This is a genomic window from Neorhizobium sp. USDA 3394 (assembly GCF_056280385.1).
This window is the reverse complement of the sequence record NZ_JBWCDU010000002.1, coordinates 1,361,461-1,379,340: the sequence shown is the minus strand read 5'-3', so window position 1 is coordinate 1,379,340 and position 17,880 is coordinate 1,361,461. Positions and strand designations below refer to the sequence as shown.

Here is a 17,880-nt window from a genome sequence, read left to right as displayed (position 1 = left end):
CCTAGCTTGAAGACGGATGGCGTTACCATGAACGACATAGCTAAAATATTCACGGATCCACCGTCGCCGATCGGGTCGGAAAGGCCACCGCTGGTTCAGCGGCACTCATCCGTGCGCCGGACGATGGAGATCGTTCTCGACACCTGGAGCTTCCTCATCCTTCGTGAAGCCTATTTCGGCGTGCGTCGTTTCGACAAGTTTCAGCAGCGGCTGGGCATTCCGCGCCAGACCCTTTCATCCCGGCTTTCTGTGCTGGTCGCCAACGAGATCGTCAGCCTCGGGAAGCGGCCGAACGAACCAGGTCAGCAATACTTCCTGACCGCTCGCGGCAAGGAACTGTTCTCGACCATGCTGTCGTTGATGGAGTTCGGCGACAAATGGCTCGCAGGTGATAACGAGCCGCCGCTTCAGTTGATCCACAAGACCTGCGGCTGCGAATGCCATCCGGTGACTGTCTGCAGCGAGTGCCTGGAGCCCTTTACGGCCAAGGAAGTGGCCCCCCGTGACGGACCGGGCGCCGGTTATGCCCCCGTCGAAAACCGGCTGACGTCGCGCAGGAGTTCCGACTCGGCGCTGCTGGAAAGGGTTAGGCCTTGTTCGGTTGCACGCACGCTCGGTATTATTGGCGATCGCTGGAGCTTTCTTATCCTTCGCGAAGGCTGGCATGGTGTGAGGCGCTTCGAGGAAATGCGGGAGAACCTCGGTATCGCGACCAATATTCTCGCCGATCGCCTGACGAGGCTTGTGCAGGCGGACGTATTCCGGAAAGTGCCTTACAATTCCGGCGACCGGTTCGAATACCGGTTTACCCAGATGGGGCTCGATCTCTACAAGCCGATGCTGGTGATGATGGCCTGGGGTGACCGGTGGCTCGCGGATGGCAAGCCACCCATGCGCCTGCGCCACAAGACCTGCGGTCATGATTTCTCGGCCATCGTCGTATGTTCGGAATGCAGGAAGCCGCTGGCGGCCAAGGATACCGATTACCTGCTTCGGTATCCGTTCGACCTGTAAACCTCGCGTAAATGCAGCTCAAGCGGCATCCGTGGTCTTTGCCGATACTCCACGTTTTGCGTGTAGCATCCGGTATATCCGCTCGGGCGTGACCGGAAGCGTTTCGACCGAAATGCCCAGATGGGAAAGCGCGTCGGATACTGCATTGGCAATGGCTGCCGGGGCGCCGATCGTGCCGCCTTCGCCCATGCCGCGGAAGCCGCCGATATTGTTTGGAAGATCGGCCTCTATGTGGACAATGCCGATATCGGGCACGCTGCTTGCGACGGGAACGAGATAGTCGGCGAGGCTTGCGGCCACGGCCTGTCCCTGATCGTCATGCACGATTTCTTCCAGCAGGGCTGCACCAATGCCCTGCGCCACGGCGCCATGAACCTGGCCGTCCACGATCATCGGGTTGATGATTTTACCGCAATCTTCCGCCACAACATATCGAAGGATCTTGACGGCATAGGTTTCCGGATCGACCTCGATCATGGCCAGATGTGTCGATGAACTGGCGGTTCCGAGATAGGGGTCGTAGGTTTCCGATGCGCTCAGGTCTTCGCGCTGGTCTCGCGGAATGCGGCCCATCTGGGTATAGACTGCGGAGGCGACCTCCTTCAGCGTCAGTGACAGGTTCGAGTTCCGACTGGTGATGATGCCGTCGTGGATATCGAGGTCCTCGACACCCTGCTCCATGAGGAATGCGGCCGCGCGCAGTACCTTCTCCTTGACGACGCGGGCCGCGAGTGTGGCCGCACCGCCGCCAAGGACAGCCGAACGGCTGGCATAGGTACCGCTGGCCATGGGCACCAGCGCACTGTCGCCGTGCTTGACCTCGATATCTTCCAGCTTGCAGCCCAGTTCGTCGACGATGACCTGGGCAAGCGTCGTCTCCAGCCCCTGACCGTGGGAAGAGATGCCGAAAGCAGCGGTGATGGCGCCCGTTGCGTCGATTTCGATCTTGGATGTCTCGGTGCCTGTATTGATCGGCATGCCGGGGGCGACCGAGATACGCGAGCCGATCCCGGTCAATTCGGCGTAGCTTGCGAGCCCGATTCCAACCCAGCGCCCGGCCTTCCTTGCCTCGTCGCGCTCCCGAACCAGCGACGGATAATCGACGTACCTGCAGGCACCCTCCAGGCATTCCTGAAAGGCCGACTTGTCCCAGATGATGCCGGAGGCGGTACGGTATGGAAACTCCTCGTCGCGGACGAGGTTTTTCCGGCGAAATTCGACCGGGTCCATCCCCAGCTTGCGCGCCGCCATCTCGATCAGCCGTTCCATGGCGAAGGTCGATGAGGGGCGGCCGACGCCGCGATAGGGGCCGGTCGGCGGCTTCGGGGTCAATACGCCGCGGATCCGGCCCCGATAGTGTTCCATTCGATAGGGGCCGGGCAGGAAACTGACGACCTGAACGGTTTCCAGCGCTGCCGTCCACGGATAGATCGAATAGGCGCCGACATCGCCGATGACGTCGGCGCGCAGACCGATCAGCATTCCGTCTTTCGTCACGGCAAGTTCCGCCTCGATCAGTTCGTCGAAGGCCTGGCTGGTGGCAGAGAGATCCTCGAGGCGATCACTGATGTATTTGACGGGGCGTTTCAGCTTGCGCGCCAGTGCGCAGACAAGAATTTCCTCGCCGTAAAGCGATCCCTTGCCGCCGAAGCTGCCGCCCACATCCGGAGCGACGACCCGCATCCGCGTTCCGGGAAGATCGAGACAGCCGGACAGGACGTCGCGGATGACGCCGGGTATGTTGGAGGAGGTGTAAAGCGTCAGCGATTGTTTCCGGCCATCCCATTCGGCGAGATAGGACCGATTCTCCATGGCGACCGCCGTCTTGCGCGTCATGCGGAACCGGCCTTTGACGGTGATCGCCGCGCCCTTGAAGGCGGCATCGACATCGCCGCGCTTGAACTCGCGACGAATGATCGTGTTCGTTCCCGCCTCCTCGTGCAAAAGCGGTGCGTCGTCCTTGACCGCATCGACCTGCCGGATCGCAAAGGGCAGGGGTTCGTATTCGATCGTAATGTGTTCGAGCGCATCCTCGGCGGCGTAGCGGCTTTCCGCAACCACGGCGATGACCGGTTCGCCGACGTAGCGGACCTTGCCGCGGGCCAGCGGCCAGATCGGGGTCGCGTAATAGCCCGGCATGCGAGAGGTCGCAATAGCTGGCTTGACCTCTCCCTCGAGATCGCTCGCATCATAGATCGCGACGACGCCTGGAACCGAGAAGGCGTCGCCGATGTCGATATTCAGGATCCTGGCATGGGGCTGGTCCGAGCGCCGCAGCGCGACATGCAGCATCCCTGCCGGTGCCATGTCATCGACATATTGCCCGACGCCCGTCAGAAACCGCGGGTCCTCCGTGCGCTTGACCCGCTTGCCCACCAGTTTGGGGCGCAGCTCGATGGAATGGTCAGAATCGCTCATTCATAGAACTCCGAGCATTTTCTTAGCCCCTGCCACTGCGCGTCGTCATGGCCGGAGATGATCGTGTCTCCGCCATCCCGAAAGGTTTTCAGGCGCTTGAGTGATGCCACCGCAAGATCCATTTTCCAGGTGTTCTTCGGCGCGGTGGCAGTGTCGATGTTGACCTGAAGCGGTGCCGCGTCGGATGCAAGAACGAAGACGCCATCCCTTTCCAGTTCGACGCGCGCCACGCTCATGCCGGGCGTATGCCCGGGCATGGGCAGGACGACGATACGGCCGTCGCCGAACACGTCATGTTCCGCGTCGAATGTCTGAAAGCCCTGTTCTTGCTCCCATTCGGCGCGCAGATAGCCGACATTCTCCGCGCCTTCAGCCTTTGCCGCTGCGGCCTCCGCCTCGTGGCAGAGGAGGGTCGCCTTGCGAAAGTAGCTGTTGCAGCCGCAATGGTCCGGGTGAAGGTGCGAACAGATGACGACGTCGATGTCGTCCGGTTGCAGGCCGATCGTTTCAAGCTGGCGGACGACGGTCTGATCCGGTGTGAAGATCGGGGTCATGACCCGGCTCAGCCCGCCCCAGCGCGCCTGGGGGTCCATGGCCGCTTCCGGGTTGCAACCACTGTCGAAAAGAACGTTGCCCTGGGCATGGCGCATCAGCGTGGCATGGACCGGCAGGTCGATCGTTTCTTCCTTTGCTGCCCCGGCGATATAGATCGAACGTCTCATCCGGAGCCGACCACCTTCGAGAAAATGCATCTTCATGTCAGTGGTCCTCTTTCCCTTGCCAGTTCGCGGACGGCGTTGACGATGTGCTCATAGCCAGTGCAGCGACAGATGTTTCCGGACAGCGCTTCGCGGATCTCATCATCGCTCTCCAGCGGATGGTGGCAAAGGAGATCGGTGATCGCCATGATGAAGCCCGGGGTACAGAAGCCGCATTGCAGTCCGTGATGCTGGCGAAATGCTTCTTGGACGCGACCGAGCCTATCGATGCTGCCCTGGCCTTCGATGGTTTCGATCTGCATGCCTTCCGCCTGTACGGCGAGGGTCAGGCAGGAGCGCGCACTGCGTCCGTCGAGGATGACGGTGCAAGCGCCGCACACGCCGTGTTCGCAGCCGACATGGGTTCCTGTCAGGCCAAGCTCCTGGCGCAGGAAATCGCTCAGCAACATGCGGGCTTCTACGGTGCGCGTATACGAGAGGCCGTTGACGGTAATGGTGATCTTTTTCTCGGTCATGGACGTTTCCGGTTTTGGGCGCGGCTCCAGGCCGCACGGAGCGCGCGCTTGGCAAGCACGCCCGAAAGGTGCCTGCGGTAATCCGCCGAGGCGTGGATATCGGAGTTGGGGGTGAGGATGTCTGCCAGCCTGTCTGCGACCGTGTCGAGAACGGCGTCGGAGAGATGGGTGCCTTCGACGATATCCTCGATCTCATGCAGGCGCAGCGGCGTTTCTCCGACCCCCATCATTCCGATACGAACGTCGGCCGCCACACCGTTTTCGACGCGAAGGGTCGTGGCGAAACAGGCAAGGGCGAAGTCGCCATGGCGTCGGGCAAATTCTTCGAAACCCCAACTGGCTTCGGGAGGCATGGCATCGATTTCCACGGCGATCAGCAGCTCGTCCTCTTCGAGCGCATTCACCAGCGAGCCGACGAAGAAATCCGCCGCGGGAATCCTGCGTTCACCGCGCACGGAATAGGCAATGATCGTGCCATCGAGAAACCGGGTCATCAGCGGCATTTCGGTGGCCGGGTCCGCATGCGCGACGCTGCCGCAGAAAGTGCCGCGGTTGCGCACGGTCATGTGAGCGACATGGTGCATGGCGTCATGGACCACGGGCAGGTGCTTGGCGACGAGAGCGTCGGTGGCGGTCGTGTGATGCCGCACGGTTGCTCCGATCCGCAGACGAGTGCCGTCGAACTCGATCCGGTCCAGTCCGGCAATCCTGTTGATGTCGATCAGCACGGACGGCTTCACCAGCCGGAAGTTTATCATCGGCATGAGGCTCTGGCCGCCGGCGATGATCTTGCCGTCGCCTCCGGATGCAGCCAGTGCCGCGGCCGCCTCCTCGATCGTTGCCGGCGCGATGTAGTCGAACTGTGCGGGCTTCATTGTTCCGCCCGTTCCGCCGGCCCGGCCGTCGTTCTTGTCGATGAACGTGCCATCAGTGCTCCTCCGGCGTCATTTCCCAACAATGACGCTCCTTGTAATTTAGCTTGCATTATTAGACTTAAAAGAAGAATGTCAAGCGAGCTCGGAGGCGGTGTCGTGCGTATCGTCCCGATGGAGATGAGGAGGATTTTCAATGGAAATGTCTGGTCAGCAATTAATACCGGCCACGAGGGATGAGGTCTGGGCGGCACTGAACGATCCGGACGTGCTCAAGGTCTGTATTCCCGGATGTCAGGAACTGACAAAATCGTCCGCGACCGAAATGTCCGCTGTCGCGGTTATGAAGGTCGGGCCAGTCAAGGCGCGGTTCCAGGGCGCGGTGACGCTCTCGGATCTCGATCCGCCGAACGGGTACAAGATTACCGGCGAAGGGCAGGGCGGCGTTGCCGGTTTCGCCAAGGGCGTGGCCGTCGTGAAACTGTCCGAAGTCCAGGGCGGGACTGTTCTGGACTATACCGTGGACGCGCAGATCGGCGGCAAGCTTTCGCAGCTTGGCGGGCGGCTGATCGACGTCACGGCAAAGCAGATGGCGGGTCATTTTTTCAAGCGGTTTGCCGAGGAAATACAGGCGCGCCAGAACCCGCAAGAGGCAGCTCCGGTGGAAGCGGCCCCCGCCGCGCCAGTGCATTACGAACCTGCCGCCGCACCGCGTGAGGTGCCTGTGAGAGCAGTCTCAAGGCCTGCCGCGCAGCCAGCCATGGCGGTCGGGTCCGGCGCCTCGCTGCCGGTGATCGCGGTCGTGGTGTTTGTCTCGGTGCTGGCCGCCCTGTGGATTGTCTATGGCGGGCTTTTGCCGAGTCTTGCTCCGGCTGTGGAGGCGCCCTCGCGCATATCGCCAGATCTTGCCAGTATCGTCCAGCTGGTCATGGCGGTGGCCATCGGTTACCTGTTTGGTAGAATCTCAAAATAGGCTTTTGTCATTTGAGCGAAAAAGGCCGGTGCATATGCTCCGGCCTTTTTCTTTTTTTGCTTGCACAGGAAGACTTCAATCTCCTTTCCGGCGCTCCAGAAAAAGCTTCAGTTCGCCGAACATGCCCCGCCTGAACATCATCACGCAGATCACGAAGAACAAACCGATGATGAACGTGATCGGCAGGCCGCTGGTCGAGAGGAAATGTTCCAGCCCGGCGACGACAGTTGCTCCGACGATCGGCCCGATCAGCGTTCCCATGCCCCCGAGAAGGGTCATTAGGATGACTTCGCCCGACATGTGCCATGTGACGTCCACGAGCGAGGCGAGCTGGAAGGCGATCGCCTTCAGCGAGCCGGCGAAGCCCGACAGCGCCGCCGATAGCGTGAAGGCAATCAGCTTGTATCGCTCCGGCTTAAGGCCGAGCGAGGTCACGCGGGTCTCGTTTTCGCGAATGGCCGACAATGTATGACCGAAGGGCGAATTGACGGCGCGCCATATGATCACCAGCCCGATGACCGTGCCGCCCAGGACGGTGTAATACATCGCGGTGATGTTCCTGAGGTCGATCACGCCGAGCAGATAGCCCCGAGGCACGGCCTGGATACCGTCTTCGCCGCCAGTGAACGGCATCTGGACCGCCATGAAATAGACCATTTGGGCAAGCGCCAGCGTGATCATGGCGAAATAGATGCCGTGGCGGCGGATCGCCAATGCCCCGAATACGAGGCCCAGGATCGTCGCGAACACCGTTCCGGCCAGTACAGCCAGTTCGAACGGCCATTGCCAGACCTTTGCCGCATGCGCCGCGATAAAGGCACCGCCGCCGAAGAATGCCGCATGCCCGAAGGAGAGCAGCCCGGCATAACCGAGGACCAGGTTGAAAGCGGCAGCAAACAGGACGAAGCAGAGGATCTTGATCAGGAAGAGAGGATAGACCGCGAGCGGCGCAATCAGCATGGCGACCACAATGGCGACAAGCAATACGCGGCCGATCATCTGGCCGTAACCGAGCGGGGTGACAGGATTGGCAAGGGTCACGCTTTTCATCTCAAGCCTCACGACTGAACAGGCCGGCTGGCCGGATAAGGATCACCAGCACCATGATGATGAACACCGCGATCGACGAGGCGGCCGGATAGAATGTCTTGGTGAGGCCCTCGATTACTCCGAGCGCCAGTGCCGTGACGATCGCGCCGCCGATCGATCCCATGCCGCCGATCACGACGACGGCGAAGACAACGATGATGATGCTGGACCCCATGCCGGGACTGACCTGATAAAGGGGGGCAGCCAGCGCGCCGGCAAAACCGGCCAGCCCGACGCAGAACGCATAGGTAAGCGTCAGCATGAGGGGTACGTTGATGCCGAAGGCCTGGACCAGCGAGGGATTTTCCGTCGCGGCCCGCAGATAGGCGCCGAGGTTCGTCTTCTCGATGGCGAGCCAGGTCAGGAGGCAGATGACGAGCGAGACCGCAATCACCCAGGCGCGATACATCGGAAGGAACATGAAGCCGAGATTGATGCCGCCCGTGAGGGCTGCGGGAACGGGATAGGGCTTGCCGGCCGCGCCGAAGACGTGACGGAATAGTCCCTCCAGCATCAATGCCACGCCGAATGTCAGAAGCAGGCTGTAGAGATGATCCATGCGATAGAGCTGCTTCAGAAGCAGTCTTTCTACGACTGCCCCGCAAAGGCCTACCACCAGAGGCGCGGCGATCAGCGTGCCCCAATATCCGAGCCCGAGCCGGGAAAGCATGTACCAGGCGACAAAGCCGCCCAGCATGTAGAAGGCTCCATGTGCGAAGTTGATCACGTTGAGCATGCCGAAGATGATCGCCAGCCCGAGGCTAAGAAGCGCATAGAAAGAGCCGTTGATCAGTCCGAGCAGCAATTGGCCGAGAAGAACGGGAATTGGCACCCCGAGGAAATCTGTCATCTGATTCCTACCTGTTGAAACGTGCGCATAGCGATTAGACCCCCAGATACCGGTTCAACCGGTCCATGTTGGCGTCAAGCGCATCATTGGAAATTTCGTCGACGACCTTTCCCTGATCGAGGATGAAGTGCCGGTCGGCGACGGAGGCGGCAAACCGCAGGTTCTGCTCGACCAGGATGATGGTCATGCCGCGATCCTTGAGGATGCGCAGCGCAGCGCCGATCTCTTCGACGATGACGGGGGCGATACCTTCCGTCGGCTCGTCGAGCAGGATGAAGTCCGCTCCGGTGCGCAGGATGCGGCCGATCGCCAGCATCTGCTGCTCGCCACCCGATAGCCGCGTACCCGGCGTGGTGTCCCGGCCCTTCAGGTTGGGAAACAGGCTGTAGATCTCTTTGACGCTCATGCCGCCCGACTGCCAGGCTGGCGGAAACATCAGGTTCTCGATGACGGTCAACTTGGAAAATATGCCCCGCTCCTCGGGGACATAGCCGATGCCGAGCCGTGCGACCTTGTGCGCCGGTGTCCGGAGAAGATCGACCCCCTTGTAGGTGCCGGTGCCCGCCCGTTTGCCGACAACGCCGATCAGGCTGCGCAGGGTGGTCGTCTTGCCGGCCCCGTTGCGGCCGATCAGCGTGACGACCTCGCCCTTGCGGACATTGAAATCGACGCCGTGCAGAACGTGGCTTTCGCCGTACCAGGCCTGAAGATTGCTGACGTGCAGAAGTGCTTCAGCCATGGGCTGCTCCCATATATGCCTTGCGGACTTCGCTATTCGTCGAAACTTCCGCATAAGTTCCTTCGGCGATCACCTCGCCGCGGCGCAACACGGTGATCGTGTCGGACAGGTCGGCAACGACGCCCAGATTGTGCTCGACCATCAGCACGGTTCGGCCCTTGCCGACGCGGCGGATCAGCGCCGCCGTCCGGCCGATGTCCTCGGTCCCCATGCCGGCCATCGGCTCGTCGAGGAGCATGACTTCCGGCGCCAGCGCCAGCGTGGTCGCCAATTCCAGGGCGCGCTTGCGTCCGTAGGAGAGTTCGCTGGCCTTCGTCCGGGCCTTTTCGGCAAGTCCGACGCTTTCGAGGAGTGCCAGCGCCTCTTCGTCAAAGCGCTTCAGATACTGGCTGGACTTCCAGAAAGAAAAGGTCTCGCGCTCGCGGGCCTGCAACGCGACCCGCACATTTTCGTGCGCGCTCAGATGCGGAAAGACCGACGAGATCTGGAACGAGCGGACCAGGCCGAGCCGCGCGATATCGGCAGACGCCATCTGCGTGATGTCGCGACCCTTGAAGAAGATCTGGCCGGAACTCGGGGAAAGGAACTTGGTCAACAGGTTAAACAGCGTGCTCTTACCGGCGCCATTGGGGCCGATCAGAGCGTGGATAGTGCCCGGCCGGATTTTGATGTCGACGTTGTTTACGGCGATGAAGCCGCCGAACGAGCGCGTCAAACCGCGCGCCTCGATGATGGGTGCGTTCTCCGGCACGAGTCCTCCCTCCCGGCTGAATTTCTCTCTTCCAGCAGCGCCAGGCAAAGCCGGTCCGCAAGCCTCATCCAACGGAAAAGGCAACTACAGAAAAACACATAAAGTCTAATAATGCAAGCTTGCGTATCGGGAAAAATTCTGTTTATCTTGATTGCATGGCCTTTTGCATAGCAGCATGACTGAGGTCTATGCCTATCATAAAGTATGATAGCGCAAGTTTATCGTCGGCGCTCGTGGAGGAGCTTCGGCGCCAAATCTGGGAGGATGGATTGATGAAGCGCTTAAGAATTTTGCTGTCGTGCGCCGTGGCTTTGGGCGCGATGGGCATTCAGGCACAGGCCCAAGATACGGGGCCGATCCGGATCGGCGTCCTGACCGATGTCAGCGGTCAGTTCTCGCATGAAGCCGGGGACGGCGCGATTGCCGCCGTGAAGATGGCGGTAGAGGATTTCGGCGGAAAGGTTCTCGACCGTCCGGTGGAAGTCCTCGTGGCCGATCACCAGAACAAGCCGGAAGTGGCCGTTTCGACCGCCCGTCAGTGGTACGAGTCGCAGGGCGTGAGGATGATCAACAATCTGATCAATTCCGGCATTGCGCTGGCGGTGACGCAGGTTGCCAAGGATCAGGACAAGATCGCGATCGTCAACGGTTCCGGCACGTCGCGTCTGACGAATGACAGTTGCACGCCCAACAGCATTCACTATTCCTATGACACCTATGCGCTGGCCAATGGCACCGCCAACGAGCTGATCCGCGAAGGCAAGAAAAACTGGTACTTCCTGACTGCCGACTATGCTTTCGGCCATGCGCTGGAAGCCGATGCAAGCCTGATCGTCAAGGCAAACGGCGGGACCGTGTCGGGTGCAGTCCGCTATCCGATCGAAACTTCCGACCACAGCGCATTCATGTTGCAGGCCCAGGCATCGCCCGCCGAGGTCGTCGCTATGGCAGGCTCCGGCACGACCTTCGTCAATGCAGTGAAATCCGCCGCCGAATTCGGGCTTGCGTCGTCTGGCAAGACGGTTGCAGGCCTGCTTGTCTGGGACACCGACGTCCATTCGCTCGGGCTCGAAACCGCGCAGGGCATGATCCTCACCAACGCATTCTACTGGGATCGCGATGACGAAACCCGCGCCTTCGCCAAGAAGTTCCAGGCGCGTGTCGGGCGTCCGCCGCATATGGGCGACGCGGGAGATTATTCCTCGACGATGCACTACCTGCAGGCAGTGAAGGCCGCCGGCACGACGGATACAAAACAGGTCATGGCGAAAATGAAGGAAACGCCGGTCAACGACTTCTTTGCCAAGGGCGGCAAGATCCGCGAGGACGGCCGGATGGTTCATGACATGTATGTCTATCAGGTCAAGGCGCCGTCTGAATCCAAGAGCGAATGGGACCTGCTGAAGCTCGTCACCACCATTCCAGGCGACAAGGCTTTCCGGCCGCTTTCCGAGAGCAAGTGCCCGCTGGTCAAGAAGTGAGCGAAAGCAGTGCCCGGCTTTCACCGCGCCGGGCACTCACCCCACCATGGCATGAGCAGCGGTAACGGCTGCGGTCGGCAGGAGAGACGAGCAGGACATGAGCGACATTCTGGTCGAGAAATCCGATGGCATCGCCATCGTCACGCTGAACCGGCCAAAGCAGCGCAACGCCGTGACCTATGCGATGTGGTGCGAGCTTGCGCAGCGGTTCGGCGCATTCGACACCGATGCGGATATCCGCGCCATTCTTTTGACGGGTGCTGGCGCCGACTTTTCGGCAGGCGCCGACATCAGCGAATTCGATGCGGTGAGGGGCGGTGCCGAGGAAAGCGCTCGCTACGAGGTCGCCGTCGATGCGGCGGGTGACGCGATATACGAGGTTTCCAAGCCCACGATCGCTGTCTTGCGCGGTTATTGCCTCGGAGGTGCCGCACATCTGGCGATGTCCTGCGATTTCCGGATCGCGGAGGAGAGCGCCGTGTTCGGCATTCCCGCCGCACGCCTGTCGATCGTCTACGGCGTATCGGCAACCCGCAAGCTGTTTTCGCTTGTCGGCGTCACCGAAGCGAAGCGGATACTCTACTCGGCCAAGCGCTTCACCGCCGACGAGGCGCTTGGCAATGGCTTCATCGATGAGTTGGCGGACGATGCGACCGCTACTGCCCTCGATCGTGCCAATGCCATGGCCGCCAGTGCACCCCTCACGATCAGGGGAGCCAAGTTCATCCTCAACGGCTGCGCCCGGGGCAATCTCGATCAGACCGAAGCGGACAGGCTGATCGACGAGGCAAGTTCGAGCCACGACTACGCCGAGGGACGCAAGGCGTTCGGCGAGAAGCGCCCGCCACGGTTTAGGGGCCGCTGAACGCCGCGCCGAACCAGTCAACACGCGTGCTGCAGAGGCAGCATCCCATTACCAAGGAGACATGCAATGGACACCAATCTGAATGGCAAGGTGGCGCTGGTCACAGGCGGCGGCAGGGACGTCGGAGGAGATATCGCCCGCGCGCTTGCTGCAGAAGGGGCCGCCATCGCGGTGAACTATAGCCGGTCGAAAGATGAGGCCGAAGCGGTCGTCTCTTCCATCGAGGCAAGCGGCGGCAAGGCGAAGGCCTACAAGGCGGATATCAGCGACAATGTCCAGGTGAAGGCAATGGTTGCCGGGGTCAAGGCGGATTTCGGCACGGTCGACGTCCTCGTCAACAATGCCGGCTACGTAAAATATCAGCGCTTCGTGGATTCGACACCGGAGGACTGGAAACAACAGGTCGACGTGTGCCTCTATGGCGCGATCAATTGCTGCCACGAGGTGGCGCCGCTGATGATCGCGCAGAATTCCGGCCGCATCATCAATCTCGTCGGCGACAGTTCCCGGATCGGCGAAGCGAACCTCGCGCTGGCGGCGGCGGCACGCGGCGGGACGATCGCTCTCGGCAAGTCGCTTGCCCGCGAATTCGGGCGTAACAACATCACCGTCAATACTGTCTCGCTCGGCCTGATCGAGACATCTCATTCGGACCCGGACTTCCTTGAGAAGAACCGGGAGAAGATCGTCAAGGCTTATCCTCTACGCCGCATCGGCAGGCCGGACGACGTCGCACCCATGGTAACATTTCTCGCCGCTGGGGCCTCGTCTTGGATTACGGGGCAGGTGATCAGTGTCAATGGCGGCTTTTGCATGGTCTAACAGGAGGATTGGGAGGAGCCAACATGATACACTTCGATCTGATCGCGCCCGTCGGGGAGATACTCCGGCGGAATGCGCGCCTGTATCCTGAAAAGATGGCCTTCGAGGACCGGAGGAGGACGGTCACCTATCCGCAACTTGATGCGGAAACTGAGGCTCTGGCGGCGCACTTTGTCGCTTCGGGGCTTCAGAGCGGGCAGACCGTCGCGATCTTCCTGCCGAACTCGGTCAACTGGGTCGTCGCCTGCCTCGCGGTCGTAAGGGCCGGAGGGATTTCCGTTCCGGTGAGCATCGAATCCACCGAGGCCGAGCTTGCTTATCGCTTGACGGATGCCGAATGCACAGTGCTCGTGAGCGTGCCCGAAAAGCGCCCGATGGTGGACGCCGTCCTGTCGCGGCTCGATCGCCCGGTCATCGTGATCGATGCAGATCCGGCTTCTGGATTCGATGGTATTGAGCGGCTGCAGTTGCCCGGTTTCGAGGACGATCCGGATGTCGATCGACCCGCCTACATCGTCTACACGTCGGGAACGACCGGGCAGCCCAAGGGCGTACTTCTTTCGACGAGATCCATGCTTTGGGTGACGGCGGCCTGCTGGACGCCGATTGCAGGGATGAACGAAAAGGACGTCGTTCTCAACACGCTTCCGCTCTATCATTCCTACGCGCTGAACATCGCGGTGCTTTCGATCATCGCGACCGGCGCCAGCGAATACATTATGGAGAAATTCTCCACCACACAGGCGACCGGACTGCTCCGCACGGGGCGATTCACCTTCATGCCCGGCGTGCCGACCGTCTTCCATTATTTCCTGTCCGCCTGCCAGGCGAGCGGCGAGAAACTGCTGTCGTCAGTCAGACTCTGCGTGTCCGCCGGCGCGATCCTGCCCGGCACGCTGAACAACGATTTCGAAGAATTCTTCGGCGTTCCCCTGCTCGATGGCTATGGGATTACCGAGACATCCACCATGGTGACCATGAACTGGCCCGGCCGCTGGCGGGTGCCCGGTTCCTGCGGTCTGCCGTTGCCGGGGCTTACCGTTCGGGTGGTCGATCCGAAAACGGGTCTGGACGTCCCTGCCGGCATTGAGGGCGAGCTGATCTGCAAAGGGCCCAACCTCATGCAAGGGTACCACAACAAGCCGCAGGAAACGCAGAAAGCGGTCGTCGACGGCTGGTACCGCACGGGCGATCTCGCCAAGTCGGATGCGAACGGGTTTCTGACGATTACCGGCCGTCTGAAGGAACTGATCATTCGAGGCGGGCAGAACATCGCGCCGGCCGAGATTGAAGAGACAATCCTGCTTGACCCCTCGGTCATGGACTGCGCCGTGATAGGCATGCCACATACAATGCTTGGTGAGGTTCCCATCGCATGCGTCGTTCTCAAGGATGCTAGCGCTTTCGATGAGGCCGCGTTGCTGACACACTGCAAAGAGCGCCTGTCGGCCTACAAGGTTCCGGACCGGATTTTCGTCGTCAGCGAAATACCCCGGACGGGATCCGGCAAGATCCTGCGCGTGAAGCTTCGCGAGAGCCTCCCCGCTGCTTGAGCGGATGATGATACAGGAGAACTGCATGAACCCGTTCATTTTCAACACGACTGCGCAGATAGTCTTCCGGCCGGGTGCGGCTGCCGAGATCGGCGGTATCGTCCGAACGAAGCTCGGGCAGCGGATCCTCTTCGTAACCGATCCTGGCTTGCGGAAACTCGGACTATGCGAACCGGCTCTGGTGTCGCTTGCAGCGTCGGGCGTCGAGTCGATCGTATTCGACAGCGTTGAGGCTGATCCGTCGCTTGCCACCGTCATGGCGGCATCGGATGCGGCAAAGGCGGCTGGTGCGACCGGGATCATCGGTTTCGGTGGCGGCTCCTCGCTCGATGTCGCAAAGGTCGTGGCGCTTCTCTGCGGCTCGGGCGAGGATATCGATGGGGCTTGGGGCGTCGGAAATGCAAAGGGGCCGCGATTGCCTCTGGTGCTCGTCCCGACGACCGCCGGGACAGGGTCCGAGGTGACGTCGGTCTCCATCATTACCGTCGGCGGCGACGAAAAGCGTGGCGTGTCGTCACCGATCATCCTACCCGATATCGCGATCCTCGACGCGGATCTGACGCTTGGCCTTCCTGCCCATATCACGGCCGCCACGGGCATCGATGCCATGGTCCACGCGATCGAAGCCTATGCCTCGAAGAGCGCCAACAACAATCCGCTGTCGAAAATGCTGGCGCGTCAGGCCCTCCAGCTTCTCGGTGCGAATATCGAAGCGGCCGTTCTGGACGGCAAGGATCGTGCCGTACGCGGTGCGATGCTGCTTGGATCGATGCTGGCTGGGCAGGCCTTTGCCAATTCTCCGGTTGCCGCAGTGCATGCGCTTGCCTACCCGATCGGCGGCATGTTCCACATCCCGCATGGCCTGTCCAACGCGCTTGTTCTTCCTCATGTCCTGCGGTTCAATGCGCCCGAAGCCGCTTCGGTCTACGCCGAAATCGCGGCCGACGCGTTTCCGGATCTTGGCATCGGAGCAGGGGGCCCAGGGTCGTTGCGCGGCGTTCATCGAGAAGCTTGCAGGACTGTCGGCCAGGCTCGGCCTCCAGCCGAGACTTCGCGACGTCGGCATAGGCGAGGAGCATCTGGCGGGAATGGCCCGTGACGCCATGAAACAGACGCGCCTCCTCGTCAACAACCCGCGCGAGGTCGGCGAGGCGGATGCGCTCTCCATCTACAGGGCGGCCTGGTAAATGGCGGAACGTCCAATCCCTTCAAGTCGTTCGGCCTACAAGGTTTACCGGGAGATCGGCCTGCGCTGGTCGGACAACGACATCTACGGGCACATGAACAATGTAGTGCATTACAGCCTGTTCGACACGGCGGTGAATGCCTACCTCATCGAAAACGATGTGCTCGACATCAAGAACGGCGCAGAGGTGTTTCTCGTGGTGGAAACGGGTTGCCGCTACTATGCCGAGATGGCCTTTCCCGATCGCGTAACGGCGGGCCTCCGGGTGAGAAAGCTCGGCAGTTCCTCGGTTCGCTACGAAATCGGCCTGTTCCGCAATGACGAGGACGCGGCCGCCGCCGAAGGATTTTTCATCCACGTTAACGTCGACCGGCTGTCGCGCCGACCTGTTCCTTTTGGCGACACGGCAAGACGGCTGCTCGAGCCGCTTGCCGTCCACGCCTGATTCAAAAACACAAGGATATTCCTATGGCAGCTCTAATTCTCAAGGATCCATCGCTCCTGCGCGACCAGTGCTTTATCGACGGTGAATGGCATCACGCGGATGACGGCCGGGTATTCGACGTCACCAATCCTGCCGATGGTTCCGTGGTCGCGGCGGTTCCGCGCATGGGCGCCATGGAAACACGGCGGGCGATCGAAAGCGCCGAAAGGGCGCAGTCCGATTGGAAGGCGATTTCCGGAAAGCAGCGCGCCGCCATGCTGCGAAAATGGTTCGATCTGCTGATCGAACACCAGGACGATCTTGCCGCCATCATGACGGCAGAACAGGGCAAGCCACTGGCGGAAGCCAAGGGTGAGATCGCCTATGCGGCCTCCTATATCGAATGGTTCGGTGAGGAGGCGAAACGGGTCTATGGCGACACGATTCCCGCTCCCACATCCGACAAGCGCATCGTCATCATCAAGCAGCCGATCGGTGTCTGCGCCGCGATCACGCCCTGGAACTTCCCGGCGGCGATGATCACGCGTAAAGCAGGCCCAGCACTTGCGGCCGGCTGCTCCATGATCATCAAGCCGGCCAGCCAGACTCCGCTCTCGGCATTGGCGCTTTGCGTTCTTGCAGAACGCGCCGGCGTGCCGAAGGGTGTACTGTCCTGCGTGACCGGATCGGCCGGCGAGATCGGCGGCGAGTTGACATCCAACCCGATCGTACGCAAGCTGAGCTTCACCGGCTCCACGGAAATCGGCAAGGTGCTGATGGCGCAGTGCGCGGCGACCGTGAAGCGCACGTCGATGGAGCTTGGCGGAAATGCGCCCTTCATCGTGTTCGACGACGCGGACGTGGAGGCCGCGGTCAAGGGTGCAATCACTTCGAAATACCGTAATGCGGGTCAGACCTGCGTCTGCGCCAATCGCTTTCTGGTACAGACCGGTATTTATGACGCCTTTGTAGCGCGGCTGAGCGAGGCCGTGGCGGCGATGTCCGTCGGAAACGGCCTTGATGCCGGCATCCAGATCGGCCCACTGATCGATGACAAGGCTGTGGCGAAGGTCGAAGAACTCGTGGCCGACGCGGTGAACAGCGGTGGCCGCGTTGTGACCGGAGGAAGCCGCCATTCGCTTGGCCACAGTTTCTATGAGCCGACGGTCATCGCAGATGTTTCGCCGCAGTCGCAGATTTTTGCGGAGGAGATTTTCGGACCGGTCGCTCCGATCTTCCGTTTCGAGACCGAAAGCGAGGCGATCCGGCTTGCCAACGACACCCAGTTCGGACTCGCGGCCTATTTCTACGGCCGCGACATTTCCAGGGTCTGGCGGGTCGCCGAGGCGCTCGAGTTCGGCATCGTCGGGATCAATGAAGGACTGATCTCAACAGAAGTTGCGCCGTTCGGCGGCGTGAAGGAGAGCGGCAACGGTCGCGAAGGTTCCAAATACGGAATGGATGACTACCTCGAGCTCAAGTATCTGTGCATGGGGGTGTCGTCATGACGAGACTGGTTTTATTGGTCCTCCCGGCGCAGGAAAGGGAAACCAGGCCGAACGGCGGGCGTAGGAAAGAGACCTGCTCTCCATCTCGACCGACGCGTCGA

Annotated in this window: 16 protein-coding genes and 1 pseudogene; 9 read left to right on the top strand and 8 right to left on the bottom strand. The window is 61.1% G+C overall.

What is annotated here, in order from left to right:
* Positions 1–27: 27 nt before the first annotated feature.
* A complete protein-coding gene (locus tag ACZ9EJ_RS28160; protein ID WP_251090853.1) occupies positions 28–1,014 on the top strand; it encodes a winged helix-turn-helix transcriptional regulator in 987 nt (328 codons plus the stop codon).
* A gap of 18 nt (positions 1,015–1,032) precedes the next feature.
* Here ACZ9EJ_RS28160 and ACZ9EJ_RS28155 read toward each other — a convergent pair whose 3' ends face one another.
* Genes ACZ9EJ_RS28155 through ACZ9EJ_RS28140 form a run of 4 tightly spaced genes read right to left on the bottom strand, consistent with a single transcriptional unit; the run spans position 1,033 to position 5,541 of the window.
* Positions 1,033–3,432 carry a xanthine dehydrogenase family protein molybdopterin-binding subunit gene (locus tag ACZ9EJ_RS28155; RefSeq protein WP_046627379.1) on the bottom strand — a complete coding sequence of 800 codons (2,400 nt, stop codon included), beginning with the start codon at positions 3,430–3,432 and terminating at the stop codon, positions 1,033–1,035.
* Positions 3,429–4,190 (bottom strand): N-acyl homoserine lactonase family protein, encoded by a 762-nt coding sequence (locus ACZ9EJ_RS28150; RefSeq protein ID WP_046627378.1) that lies wholly within the window; start codon positions 4,188–4,190, stop codon positions 3,429–3,431. The genes ACZ9EJ_RS28155 and ACZ9EJ_RS28150 overlap by 4 nt, the downstream gene beginning before the upstream one ends.
* A complete protein-coding gene (locus ACZ9EJ_RS28145; RefSeq protein ID WP_046627376.1) occupies positions 4,187–4,666 on the bottom strand; it encodes a (2Fe-2S)-binding protein in 480 nt (159 codons plus the stop codon). Before ACZ9EJ_RS28145 ends, ACZ9EJ_RS28150 begins: the two co-directional genes overlap by 4 nt.
* A complete protein-coding gene (locus ACZ9EJ_RS28140) occupies positions 4,663–5,541 on the bottom strand; it encodes an FAD binding domain-containing protein (protein WP_046627374.1) in 879 nt (292 codons plus the stop codon). Before ACZ9EJ_RS28140 ends, ACZ9EJ_RS28145 begins: the two co-directional genes overlap by 4 nt.
* 193 nt (positions 5,542–5,734) lie before the next feature.
* On the opposite strand from ACZ9EJ_RS28140, the gene ACZ9EJ_RS28135 reads away from it, so the two are divergent.
* Positions 5,735–6,511, top strand: coding sequence for an SRPBCC family protein (locus ACZ9EJ_RS28135; protein ID WP_046639881.1), 777 nt, complete (start codon positions 5,735–5,737; stop codon positions 6,509–6,511).
* 75 nt (positions 6,512–6,586) lie between these two features.
* On the opposite strand, the gene ACZ9EJ_RS28130 is transcribed toward ACZ9EJ_RS28135, so the two are convergent.
* From ACZ9EJ_RS28130 to ACZ9EJ_RS28115, 4 genes are read right to left on the bottom strand one after another with little or no spacing between them, the layout of a single operon-like run.
* Positions 6,587–7,561 carry a branched-chain amino acid ABC transporter permease gene (locus tag ACZ9EJ_RS28130; RefSeq protein ID WP_046627369.1) on the bottom strand — a complete coding sequence of 325 codons (975 nt, stop codon included), beginning with the start codon at positions 7,559–7,561 and terminating at the stop codon, positions 6,587–6,589.
* Position 7,562: 1 nt separating this feature from the next.
* On the bottom strand, positions 7,563–8,450 hold the full coding sequence (locus ACZ9EJ_RS28125; protein ID WP_046627367.1) for a branched-chain amino acid ABC transporter permease: 888 nt from the start codon (positions 8,448–8,450) through the stop codon (positions 7,563–7,565).
* A 34-nt stretch (positions 8,451–8,484) separates the two neighbouring features.
* Positions 8,485–9,189, bottom strand: coding sequence for an ABC transporter ATP-binding protein (locus tag ACZ9EJ_RS28120; protein ID WP_046639882.1), 705 nt, complete (start codon positions 9,187–9,189; stop codon positions 8,485–8,487).
* Positions 9,182–9,940 (bottom strand): ABC transporter ATP-binding protein, encoded by a 759-nt coding sequence (locus tag ACZ9EJ_RS28115; protein WP_046639883.1) that lies wholly within the window; start codon positions 9,938–9,940, stop codon positions 9,182–9,184. The genes ACZ9EJ_RS28120 and ACZ9EJ_RS28115 overlap by 8 nt, the downstream gene beginning before the upstream one ends.
* A gap of 272 nt (positions 9,941–10,212) precedes the next feature.
* Here ACZ9EJ_RS28115 and ACZ9EJ_RS28110 point away from each other — a divergent pair, with 272 nt between their 5' ends.
* The 7 genes and pseudogenes from ACZ9EJ_RS28110 (at position 10,213) to ACZ9EJ_RS28080 (ending at position 17,779) form a co-directional block, all read left to right on the top strand.
* The gene (locus tag ACZ9EJ_RS28110; RefSeq protein ID WP_046639884.1) at positions 10,213–11,421 is read left to right on the top strand and encodes an ABC transporter substrate-binding protein; all 1,209 of its coding nucleotides are present in this window, start codon (positions 10,213–10,215) and stop codon (positions 11,419–11,421) included.
* A 97-nt stretch (positions 11,422–11,518) separates the two neighbouring features.
* Positions 11,519–12,286 (top strand): enoyl-CoA hydratase-related protein, encoded by a 768-nt coding sequence (locus ACZ9EJ_RS28105; protein ID WP_046627360.1) that lies wholly within the window; start codon positions 11,519–11,521, stop codon positions 12,284–12,286.
* Positions 12,287–12,352: 66 nt separating this feature from the next.
* Positions 12,353–13,108, top strand: a complete 756-nt coding sequence (locus ACZ9EJ_RS28100) for an SDR family NAD(P)-dependent oxidoreductase (protein WP_046639885.1) — start codon at positions 12,353–12,355, stop codon at positions 13,106–13,108.
* A gap of 23 nt (positions 13,109–13,131) precedes the next feature.
* A complete protein-coding gene (locus tag ACZ9EJ_RS28095) occupies positions 13,132–14,661 on the top strand; it encodes a class I adenylate-forming enzyme family protein (protein ID WP_046639886.1) in 1,530 nt (509 codons plus the stop codon).
* 25 nt (positions 14,662–14,686) lie between these two features.
* A pseudogene (locus ACZ9EJ_RS28090) lies at positions 14,687–15,848 on the top strand (iron-containing alcohol dehydrogenase).
* Positions 15,849–16,292: an acyl-CoA thioesterase gene (locus ACZ9EJ_RS28085; protein WP_046639888.1), complete on the top strand. Its 444-nt coding sequence runs from the start codon at positions 15,849–15,851 to the stop codon at positions 16,290–16,292.
* 23 nt (positions 16,293–16,315) lie between these two features.
* The gene (locus ACZ9EJ_RS28080; RefSeq protein WP_046639889.1) at positions 16,316–17,779 is read left to right on the top strand and encodes an NAD-dependent succinate-semialdehyde dehydrogenase; all 1,464 of its coding nucleotides are present in this window, start codon (positions 16,316–16,318) and stop codon (positions 17,777–17,779) included.
* Positions 17,780–17,880 lie beyond the last annotated feature (101 nt).